The organism is Microcella sp., from assembly GCF_030645145.1.
In the GTDB taxonomy this organism is placed as follows: domain Bacteria; phylum Actinomycetota; class Actinomycetes; order Actinomycetales; family Microbacteriaceae; genus Microcella.
In genome coordinates this window covers 1-9,927 of record NZ_JAUSMI010000063.1, presented here as the reverse complement: position 1 = coordinate 9,927, position 9,927 = coordinate 1, and the positions used below count along the sequence as shown (strand labels likewise).

Sequence of the window (9,927 nt, the reverse complement as noted above, 5' to 3'; positions counted from 1 at the left end):
AGTGAGCATCGTCGGGCGGTCCTGCCAGAATGGGTTCGCTACTACAACACGCAGCGACCCCATGGCTCTCTGGGCCACAGAAGCCCGATCACCGCACTTGCGGCAGCATGAACAACGTCACTGGGAACTACATCTAGCGCGGCCGAGACCGCGGCGCCGCCGCGCGCGCTCAGCGCGGCGCGAGCGTCGCCGCGATGACGAGCAGCGCGGGGACGGCCCCGATCGTCGACAGCAGCACCGCGTCGCGCGCGACGGCGACGTGCCGGTCGAAGCGGTGCGCCCAGCTGAAGACGTGCTGCGCCGCGGGCAGGGCCGCGAAGACGACGACCGTGAAGAGCGGCATTCCCGAGAGCCCGAACACGAGCCAGCCGACGAGCCACGCGATCATCGGCATGACGACGACCTTGAGCGCGGTCGCGAGCAGGGCGTCGCGGCGGCCGGTGCCGGGAGCGAGGACGCGAACGCCGTGCAGCGACATCCCGAACAGCAGCAGGATGATCGGCACGGCCGCCCCGCCCACGAGCCGCACGGGCTCGAGCACGACCTCCGGCAGGCGCAGCCCCGTGACGGCGAGCAGCACGCCGAGGAGCGAGGCGACGATGATCGGGTTGCGGATCGGCTGCAGCAGGATGCGCCCGATCGAGACCCGGCCGCTCGTGCTCACGTCGAGGATCGCGAGCGCGATGGGCGCGAAGACCGTGAGGTTGAGCAGGATGACGGGCGCCGCGAGCGCGGCATCGCCCAGCACGAAGATCGCGATCGGCAGGCCGATGTTGTTGGCGTTGACGTAGCCGGAGGCGAGGGCCACGATCGTCGTCTCCGCGACACCGCGGCGCCAGACGAGTCGCGCGACCACCGTCGCGATGAGGAAGCACGACACGGCCGCGATCGCGGAGATCGGGATGAGCGAGGAGAACAGCCGACTGACGTCGGCCTCCGAGAGCACCGTGAGCAGCAGCAGCGGCGTGAGCACGAAGAACGCGAGGCGCGAGAGCACCTGGTCGGCGCCCGGGCCCAGGAGATTGACGCGGGCGATGATCCAGCCGAGGCCGATGATGGCGGCGATGACGGCGAAGCCGGTCAGCACGCCGATCACGGGAGCAGACCGAGCCGCTCGCTCATGAGCCGTGCGGCCTCGCGCACCGCGGCGCCGACCTCGGGGATGTCGAGGCGACGCATGCGGTCCATGGGGCTCGAGAGCGTGATCGCCCCGGCGCAGCGGCCCGCGGCGTCATAGAAGGGAGCGGCGACACCGCCGCCGTTCGGCACCCAGCGGCCGGGGCTGTACGAGTAGCCGACCTCGAGGTCGTGCGCGATCTGCGCGCGCAGCTCCTCCGGGTCGGTGATGCTCGCCTCGGTGTGGGCGACGAGCGGGCGGTTGATGATCGCCTCACGCTCCTCCGCCGTCATGCCGGTCAGGATTGCCATGCCCGACGCGCCGCTCACGAGCGGGAAGGGCTTGCCGAGCTCGATGACGTAGCGGATGGTGTTGTCGCAGTCGACCTTCGCGCGGTAGACGAGCGTGTCGTCGACGCGGGCGACGGCATAGCAGGTCTCGTTGAAGCGCGAGACGAGCTTCTTGAGCAGCGGCTCGGCGGCCTTCGCGAGCGAGTCGCGCTCGGCGAGGGCGGCGACGATCGAGAAGAGGCGCGGCCCCGCGGCGTACATCCCGCGCTCGCGCTCCTGCTGCGCGTAGCCGAGCTCCTCGAAGCGGGTGAGGATGCGGCTCACGGCGCTGCGGTCGATGCCGGTCTGGCGAGCGGCCTCCCGCACCCCGATGCCGTCGGCGTGGGTGGCGATGAGCTCAAGGAGCGTCACGGCCCGATCGAGCATCCCGGATTTCTGCGATGCGGTGTCGCCGGACTCCATGCGGGTCATCGTAACGGTGCGCCTCTGTGGCATGGGTTCTCCTACCTCGGAGGCATCGCCGCGATCGTCGACGGGATCAGCGAGCTGCTCGTCGCTTCCTGAGGTCGCGGAAGGCGAGCTGCGCCGCGAGCGCGAGCAGGAGCGCGGCGAACAGGATGCCGCCCACGGCGGGCGGGATGAGGAACGCGAGCCACACCCCCGCGATCGAGGCCGGGAGCGCCGGGGCCGCGACGATCGCCGCGTCGCGCACCGAGAGCATCCCCGCCTTGAGGTTGATCGACGAGCTGAGGATGGCGGCCGGGATGAGGGCGACGAGCGAGGTGCCGCGCGCGAGCAGGTCGCCCATGCCGAAGACGGTCATGAGCACGGGGACGGCGATCACGCCGCCGCCGATGCCGAACATGCCCGACGCGGTGCCCATGACGAGACCGAGCAGCAGGTAGCCGAACAGGACGCCGGTCGAGAACTCGACCTCGGCGCCGCGCTCGGGCGCGACGAGGACGAGTCGGACGGCGACGACGAGCATGCCGGCGATGAACAGCCAGAGCAGCCAGCCGAGCGGCAGGCGGCGCAGCAGCCACGTGCCGATGGGGGCGCCGACGAGCGCCCCGCCGGCGACGATGAGCGCGGCCGAGAGGTCGATCTCGCCCTGGACGCCGTAGCCGATCGCGCTCACCGCGGCGATCGGGACGACCGCGAGGAGGGACGTGGCGGCCGCGCGGCGCTGGTCCATGTTCGCGAGCCACATGAGCAGCGGCACCATGATGAATCCGCCGCCGACACCGAACATCCCCGAAAGAAGTCCCCCGACTGCGCCGACGAGAAGAAGGGGCAGAATCACTCGCTCCACCCTAGTCGGGCGGCGCGGATGCGCAGGTCACGGGCGTAAACTCGTGAATCGTGACTGAACGCATCGACGTGGCCCTGATCGGCGGGGGCATTATGAGCGCGACCCTCGGAACCCTGCTGCAGCAGCTGGAGCCCGAGTGGGACATCCGGATCTACGAGCGCCTGAGCGACGTCGCTCTCGAGAGCTCCAACCCGTGGAACAACGCCGGCACCGGGCACGCCGCGCTGTGCGAGCTCAACTACACGCCCGAGCGGGCCGACGGCACGATCGACATCGCCAACGCGGTGAAGGTCAACGAGCAGTTCCAGGTGTCGCGGCAGTTCTGGTCGCACCTCGTCGGCGAGGGCCTGCTGCCCGAGCCGAAGGCGTTCCTCAACGCGACGCCGCACATGAGCTTCGTGTGGGGCGAGGCGAACGTCGAGTACCTGCGCAAGCGCTTCGAGGCGCTCAAGGACCACCCGCTGTTCGCGGGCATGGAGTACAGCGAGGATGTCGCGCAGATCCGCGCGTGGGCGCCGCTGCTCATCCCGGGCCGCTCGAAGGGCCAGCCGATCGCGGCGACCTACATGGCCGCCGGCACCGACGTCGACTTCGGCGCCCTCACCCGCCTGCTCGTCGACGGTCTCGTCGCCAACGGCGCGTCGCTGCGCCTCGAGCACCGCGTGACGGGCCTCAAGAAGCTTCGCGACGGCGCGTGGCGCGTGTCGATGCGCCAAGAGGTCGGCGACACCCCCACCGAGGTCGAGGCGCGCTTCGTCTTCGTCGGAGCGGGCGGGCACGCCCTGCCCCTCTTGCAGAAGAGCGGGATCCCCGAGATCCGCGGCTTCGGCGGCTTCCCCATCAGCGGCGAGTGGCTGCGCAGCGACAACCCCGAGATCGTGGCTCGCCATCTGGCGAAGGTCTACGGCAAGGCCTCGGTCGGCGCCCCGCCCATGTCGGTGCCGCACCTCGACACGCGCGTCGTCGACGGTGAGACCTCGCTGCTCTTCGGCCCGTACGCGGGCTTCAGCCCGAAGTTCCTCAAGACGGGCTCGTGGCTCGACCTGTTCGCGTCGATCAAGTGGCACAACATCGTGCCGATGCTGCAGGTGGGCCTGCGCAACTTCGACCTCGTGAAGTACCTCGTCGGTGAGCTCACCGCGAGCCGGGAGGACCGCCTCAACGCTCTCCGCGACTTCTACCCCAAGGCGGATGGCCGCGACTGGTACAAGATGGTGGCCGGTCAGCGCGTCCAGGTCATCAAGCGCGACCCCGAGAAGGGCGGAGTCCTCCAGTTCGGCACCGAGGTCGTCGCCTCGGCCGACGGGACGATCGCCGGCCTCCTCGGCGCCTCACCGGGCGCCTCGACGGCCGCGCCGATCATGCTCGAGCTCATCGCGCGCTGCTTCCCGGACCGCATGGAGGGGTGGACCCCGAAGCTCTCGCAGATGATCCCGTCGTTCGGCGGGAAGGTGAGCGACGACCCGGAGGTCGCCGACCGCATCCTCGGTCAGACGGCCGCCGCCCTCGCGATCGCGCGGTAGGCGGTTCCGACCCTCTGCGCTCCGCCCTCGGGCCGGGCTGCAGGAGTTCACTCGGCGCACCGAGCTCGACGCCCTCACGATGCGGAGGAGTGACGAAATGCGATTACGTCACTCCTCTGCATCGTGAGGGCACGCGAAGCGGTCGTCCCTTCGCGCTCCTTCCGTTGTCGAGGAGTGTCGAAAACGGATTACGTCACTCCTCAACAACGGTAGGGCGGCTGCACTCCGCAGGAAGCGCGCAGCGCACCGCGAGCTCCGGGCTGCGTCCGGCCGCGGCCGCCGCCGCCCCAGCGACCTAGTTGCGGGCGGCCCCGTCCGAAGCGACGACGACGAAGGTGTCGGGCTGGCCGAACCCGTGCTCGCCGAAGGCGTTGTCGACCGCGACCTGCACGCGCGAGAGGTCGCCGACCCGCACGAGCGCGATCGCCGCGCCGCCGAACCCTCCACCCGTCATGCGGGCGCCGATCGCTCCGGCCTGCACGGCGGTCTCGACGGCGAGGTCGAGCTCCGGCACCGAGATCTCGAAGTCGTCGCGCATGCTGCGGTGCGAGGCATCCAGCAGATCGCCGATCGCGACCGCGCCGCCGCCCGACCGCAGCACCTCGACCGTGTCGAGCACCCGCTGGTTCTCGGTCACGACGTGCCGCACGCGGCGGTAGGTGACGTCGTCGAGCAGCTCCTGCGCGCGCGGCAGATCCGCGACGGTCACATCGCGCAGCGACGACGCGCCGAGCGCCGCCGCACCGCGCTCGCACGCCGCGCGGCGCTCGCCGTAGCCGCCCGTCGCGTGCGAGTGCTTGACGCCGGTGTCGATGACGAGGATCGCGAGCTCGGCCTCCGCGAGGCCGAGCGGCACGAGCTCGCTCTCGAGCGACCGGCAGTCGAGGAACACCGCGTGGTCGACCTGGCCGAGCAGCGACGCCGACTGGTCCATGATCCCGGTCGGGGCGCCCACGGCGACGTTCTCCGCGCGCTGGCCGACGCGGGCGAGCGTGCGCCGGTCCAGGCCCAGCCTCCACACGTCGTTGAGCGCGAGCGCGACGGCCGACTCGACCGCGGCCGACGACGAGAGCCCCGCACCGAGCGGAACGTCGGAGTCGATGAAGAGGTCGAGCCCCGGCACGGCCGAGAGGTCGGCGCCGAACTCGCTGAACGCCCACACGACCCCGAGCGGGTACGCCGGCCAGCCGCTCAGCACCGACGGCGTGAGATCCGACAGCGAGATCTCGACCACCTCGTCGGCGATCGTCGACGCGACGCGGACGACCCGGTCATCCCGCAGGCCGACAGCGACGACCGTGCGACGGTCGATCGCGAACGGGAGCACGAAGCCCTCGTTGTAGTCCGTGTGCTCGCCGATGAGGTTGACGCGGCCGGGCGCCGACCATAGCCCCTCGGGCTCGCGCCCGAAGAGATCGGTGAAGCCGGCGCGGGTGTCGTCGCGGATGTCGGTGCTCAACTCTGATCTGCCTTCTCGATCGCCGCGCGCAGGACGGCCGCCTGCGCCTCCGGGGCCACGTCGCCGATGAAGGCGCCCATGGCGGCCTCCGACCCGGCGAGGTACTTCAGTCTGTCAGCGGCGCGGCGCGGACTCGTCACCTGGAGCATCAGGCGCACGGCATCCCGCGCCTCGTTTACCGGCGCCTGGTGCCAGGCCGCGATGTACGGCGTGGGGGAGTCGTAGATCGCGTCGAGACCGCGCAGCAGGCGGCGGTAGAGCGGAGCCAGATCGTCCTTCTCCTCGTCGGTGAGACCCGCGAGGTCGGGCACGTGGCGATGGGGCAGGAGATGGATCTCGAGCGGCCAGCGCGCCGCGAACGGCACGAACGCCGTGAAGAACTCGGTGCGGGCGAGCACGCGCGGGCCCGCCTGCTCGGCCTCGAGGATGCGCGTGAAGAGATCGGGCCCCACTGCGTCGACCGACCGCAGCAGCGTCGACGTCCGCGGCGTGATGAAGGGGTAGGCGTAGATCTGGCCGTGCGGGTGGGGGAGGGTGACCCCGATCTCCTGCCCGCGGTTCTCGAAGACGAAGATCTGCTCGATGCCGGGCATCCGCGACAGGGCCTCGGTGCGCTGCGCCCACGCCTCGATGACGGTGCGCGCGCGACTGACGGTCTGCGAGCCGAACGAGCCCTCGTGGTCGGGGGCGAAGCACACGACCTCGCAGCGTCCGACGCTCGCGCGCGTGCGCTCGATGCCGATCGCGCGCAGGTCGGCGAGACCGGCGGGCGCCTCGGGGTGCTCGAGGTCGGGGCCGAAGCTCGGCGACCGGTTCTCGAACACCGCGACGTCGTAGTTCGACGGGATCTCGCTCGGGTTGGCGGCGCTCTGCGGGGCGAGCGGATCCTGATCGGCCGGAGGCAGGAACACCCGGTTCTGCCGGTTGCTCGCGATCGACACCCACTCCCCGGTCAGGACGTCCTGCCGCATGCGGGCCGTGTCGGGCCGCGGGTCGAGCACGCGCGAGTCGATCGAGCGCTCGGGCCCGAGGGTCGAGTCGGCGTCGTCGAAGTAGATGAGCTCGCGGCCGTCGGCGAGAGTCGTGGAGCGCTGCGTGATGGGCACGCTCCATGCTACGAACCTGGCCTTGCGCTTTCACAAGCCGTACGCTTTCGATATCGACGACTTCCGAAAGCCCGACTGAGACGACGAGGATGCCCGTGGCCGACTCCGCCCCGCTGCGCCGCGAGCGCATGGCGGCCTCCATCGCTCGGCGCGGGTTCGCCCGCGTGACGGACCTCGCCCGCGAGCTCGGCGTGAGCGAGGTCACCGTGCGCACCGACCTCGCCGCGCTCGAGAGCGACGGCCGCATCGCGCGCGTGCACGGCGGGGCAATGCCGAAGGGGCTCGTCGCCGAACGCGAGTCGAGCCTCGAGCAGTCGCGTGCCCGGCTCACCCGAGCGAAGGAGGCCATCGCGGCCGCCGCCGCCGCGGAGGTGCGCTCGGGCAAGAGCGTGCTGCTCGATGTCGGATCCACGACCCTCGCCGTGGCTCACGCCCTCGTCGCGCGCGCCGACCTGAGCGAGCTCGTCGTCGTGACGAACGGGCTCGCCATCGCGCTCGCGCTCGAGCCGGCCATCCCTCGCTTCACGGTCGTCGTCACGGGAGGCACGGTGCGCTCGCTGCAGCACTCGCTCGTCAACCCGCTCGCGACGACGCTGCTCGACGACGTGCGGGCCGACCTCGCGATCCTCGGCGCGACGGGCGTGCACGTCGAGCACGGCGTCACGAACGTCAACCTGCCCGAGGCCGAGATCAAGCGCCGCATGGTCGCGAGCGCCGCCCGGCGCCTGCTCGTCGCCGACTCGAGCAAGATCGGTCAGGCGCACCTGGGCCGCGTCGCGCACCTCGACGAGATCGACGAGCTCATCACCGACACGGGTCTCGATGAGGGGGATGCCACGGCTCTCGCCGTAGCCGGGCTGCGGGTGAGAGCGGTCTCGCCCCGACGCCGCTGAGGCCGCGCGCCGGAGCCGCCCGGGGTTAGTCTGGCGACGTGACCCGCATCGCAGCCCCCACCGGAGAGCAGTTCCACCTCCGCCACGACGGCGCCCACGGCACCGTCGAGGCGACCATCACGGAGGTCGCCGCCGCCCTGCGGCAGCTCTCGGTCGACGGGCATGCGCTCGTGCAGGGCTTCCCCCGCGAGTCGACCCCGCCGTTCGGGCACGGCATCGTGCTCGCCCCGTGGCCGAATCGCGTGCGCGACGGGCGCTGGGTGCACGAGGGGAAGGCGATGCAGCTCGACATCACGGAGGTCGAGCGGGGCAACGCGATCCACGGCCTGCTGCGCAACACCCCGTACCGCGTCGTCGAGAAGTGGGACGACTCGGTGACGCTCGGCGCGGCGATCGTCCCGCAGCACGGCTGGCCCTTCCATCTCTGGACGACCGTCCAGTACGCCCTGGCCGGCAACGGCATCCGCGTCACGCACACGGCGACCAACATCGGGAACCACGCCGCGCCGATCGCGTTCGGCACGCACCCCTTCCTCTCGGTCGGCGAGCACCCGATCGAGGAGCTCACGATCACCGCTCGCACCGTCGAGCACGTCATCGTCGACGACCGCCTCAACCCCGAGGGCCTCGAGCCCGTCGCGGGCACGCGCTTCGACCTGAGCGGCGGCGTCGCCGTGAAGGACGCCCAGTTCGACGACGCCTGGCGCGTCGAGCCCGACGGCGACGGCATCGTCCGCACCGTCCTCTCGGCGCCCGACGGCACCGAGACCGAGCTGTGGCAGGGCCGCGAGTGGGAGTGGCTGCAGGTCTTCGTCACGCGCATCTTCCCCGGCGAGAGCGGCCAGCAGACCGCTATCGCGGTCGAACCGATGACGGCCCCGGCCGACGCGCTCAACAGCGGGATCGGCCTGCGGTGGCTGCAGCCCGGCGACTCCTGGTCGGGCAGCTGGGGCATCTGCCGGCCCGCGTAGGGCATCCGTCGCCTGGTCTGTCGGGGCGCATCCCCGTTAAGTGGGGGCACCGGCGCTGTAGGCGGGATGCCCGGCGCCTGGTTGGATGAGACGAGACCGACCGCGCCATCCATCGGGGGAGTGGACCGGCGGTCGGACTCGGAGACGCGCGTGACCACCACCGTCAAGATCATCATCGCGGCCGTCGTCGGCGTCGTCGCGATCATCGCCCTTCTCATCGTGGCGCCGGGGCTCGGCGACGGGATCACGGGAGGTCAGACGCAGGCCGCCTCCGTCAACGGAGCGGCCGTGGACTACCCGGTCAACGAGCGCGGCGAGACCTACGGCAGCGCCAACGGAAGCCAGGTGCCCGACCTTCTCGCGGCTCCCACCGACGACGGCCAGATCGGCTACGTGCGCGTGAGCGAGCTCGAGCTCGCCCGCAACGTCGCCGGGTCGCTCGAGTCGGGCGAGCGCATCATCGAGGTCTTCGCGAGCGACGGCGAGACCGTGATCGGCGAGTTCACCGTGACGAAAGACATGCCCGGCCCGCGTGCCGGGATGGGCGACTGAGCGAGTGGGCCCCGTGGGGCTCGAACCCACGACCCGCGGATTAAAAGTCCGCTGCTCTACCGACTGAGCTAGAGGCCCGCAGTACGAATCTACCGCGCGTCGGGGTGCGCTGCGGCGGTGGCGGGGCGTCCAGACCGCGCGAGTACCGTGGATCGCATGGCCGATCGACACCACCGACCCGTGCGCGTGCCGAGCGCGCACTTCGAGGCCTACGAGGGCGGGCTCGACCCCGCCGTGACCCTGCGCATCGCCCATGACAGCGCGCGGGCGCTCGTGCACCGCGTGCGCGCGAGCGACGACCCCGACCTCATCGAGCGCATGGTCGCCTACACCGACGAGCACGGGCTCGACACGCTCGCCGAGCTGTGGTCGCGGGCCGGCGCCCGCTCGCTGCCGGGCGCGCTCTGGCGGCTGTCGCTTCTGCGTGCCCTCATCCGCGCCGATCCGGCGGGCACGGCGCTGCTCTTCCAGCGGGGGAGCGAGGTGCTCGCGACCGCCGACGTCGTCGTCGCCGGGGCCGAGGCTCCGACGGGCCCCGATCAGATCCGCGATCTCGCCGACGCCGTGCTGCGCGGCGCCTACGTCGGCGACTTCGCCGTCGCGCTCGAGCGCGCCGCCGCGTTCTGCCGCACCGCGGCCGCGGGAGCCGCCGACCTCGCCGACGACGCGGACGCAGCCGTCGACGACGCGCGCGCCGCCGACCT

The 9,927-nt window shown here is 71.6% G+C and carries 11 protein-coding genes and 1 tRNA gene; 6 read left to right on the top strand and 6 right to left on the bottom strand.

Annotated elements, in window-relative coordinates; translation table 11 throughout:
• A partial coding sequence (locus Q7T15_RS12330; RefSeq protein WP_370689091.1) for an integrase core domain-containing protein occupies positions 1–111 on the top strand: 111 nt, incomplete at its 5' end.
• Positions 112–169: 58 nt separating this feature from the next.
• On the opposite strand, the gene Q7T15_RS03835 is transcribed toward Q7T15_RS12330, so the two are convergent.
• The 3 genes from Q7T15_RS03835 to Q7T15_RS03825 all read right to left on the bottom strand — a co-directional run bounded on the left by Q7T15_RS03835 (position 170) and on the right by Q7T15_RS03825 (position 2,710).
• Positions 170–1,096: an AEC family transporter gene (locus Q7T15_RS03835; RefSeq protein ID WP_304693449.1), complete on the bottom strand. Its 927-nt coding sequence runs from the start codon at positions 1,094–1,096 to the stop codon at positions 170–172.
• On the bottom strand, positions 1,093–1,869 hold the full coding sequence (locus Q7T15_RS03830; protein ID WP_304693447.1) for an IclR family transcriptional regulator: 777 nt from the start codon (positions 1,867–1,869) through the stop codon (positions 1,093–1,095). Before Q7T15_RS03830 ends, Q7T15_RS03835 begins: the two co-directional genes overlap by 4 nt.
• Before the next feature lie 76 nt (positions 1,870–1,945).
• A complete protein-coding gene (locus tag Q7T15_RS03825) occupies positions 1,946–2,710 on the bottom strand; it encodes a sulfite exporter TauE/SafE family protein (protein ID WP_304693444.1) in 765 nt (254 codons plus the stop codon).
• 59 nt (positions 2,711–2,769) lie between these two features.
• On the opposite strand from Q7T15_RS03825, the gene Q7T15_RS03820 reads away from it, so the two are divergent.
• Positions 2,770–4,242, top strand: a complete 1,473-nt coding sequence (locus Q7T15_RS03820) for a malate:quinone oxidoreductase (protein WP_304693442.1) — start codon at positions 2,770–2,772, stop codon at positions 4,240–4,242.
• A 295-nt stretch (positions 4,243–4,537) separates the two neighbouring features.
• Here Q7T15_RS03820 and galK read toward each other — a convergent pair whose 3' ends face one another.
• Both galK and galT read right to left on the bottom strand, forming a co-directional pair.
• On the bottom strand, positions 4,538–5,701 hold the full coding sequence (galK, locus tag Q7T15_RS03815; RefSeq protein ID WP_304693440.1) for a galactokinase: 1,164 nt from the start codon (positions 5,699–5,701) through the stop codon (positions 4,538–4,540).
• Positions 5,698–6,801, bottom strand: a complete 1,104-nt coding sequence (galT, locus tag Q7T15_RS03810; protein ID WP_304693452.1) for a galactose-1-phosphate uridylyltransferase — start codon at positions 6,799–6,801, stop codon at positions 5,698–5,700. The genes galK and galT overlap by 4 nt, the downstream gene beginning before the upstream one ends.
• Positions 6,802–6,896: 95 nt before the next feature.
• Here galT and Q7T15_RS03805 point away from each other — a divergent pair, with 95 nt between their 5' ends.
• The 3 genes from Q7T15_RS03805 (at position 6,897) to Q7T15_RS03795 (ending at position 9,223) form a co-directional block, all read left to right on the top strand.
• A complete protein-coding gene (locus tag Q7T15_RS03805; RefSeq protein ID WP_370689090.1) occupies positions 6,897–7,700 on the top strand; it encodes a DeoR/GlpR family DNA-binding transcription regulator in 804 nt (267 codons plus the stop codon).
• A gap of 38 nt (positions 7,701–7,738) precedes the next feature.
• Complete coding sequence (locus tag Q7T15_RS03800; protein ID WP_304693436.1) at positions 7,739–8,671, top strand: aldose 1-epimerase family protein; 933 nt, start codon at positions 7,739–7,741, stop codon at positions 8,669–8,671.
• Positions 8,672–8,821: 150 nt separating this feature from the next.
• Positions 8,822–9,223 (top strand): hypothetical protein, encoded by a 402-nt coding sequence (locus Q7T15_RS03795; RefSeq protein WP_304693434.1) that lies wholly within the window; start codon positions 8,822–8,824, stop codon positions 9,221–9,223.
• Positions 9,224–9,228: 5 nt separating this feature from the next.
• On the opposite strand, the gene Q7T15_RS03790 is transcribed toward Q7T15_RS03795, so the two are convergent.
• A tRNA-Lys gene (locus tag Q7T15_RS03790) sits at positions 9,229–9,301 on the bottom strand.
• Between the two features lie 78 nt (positions 9,302–9,379).
• Between Q7T15_RS03790 and Q7T15_RS03785 the strand changes: the two genes are divergently transcribed.
• Positions 9,380–9,927 (top strand): DNA-directed RNA polymerase subunit beta (locus tag Q7T15_RS03785; RefSeq protein WP_304693432.1); only part of this gene is annotated, 548 nt, incomplete at its 3' end.

Bases quoted from the DNA above. Each gene is read 5' to 3' on its own strand.
- Q7T15_RS03805 (WP_370689090.1), top strand. From the start codon at position 6,897: ATGCCCGTGGCCGACTCCGCCCCGCTGCGCCGCGAGCGCATGGCGGCC.
- Q7T15_RS03830 (WP_304693447.1), bottom strand. From the start codon at position 1,869: ATGGAGTCCGGCGACACCGCATCGCAGAAATCCGGGATGCTCGATCGG.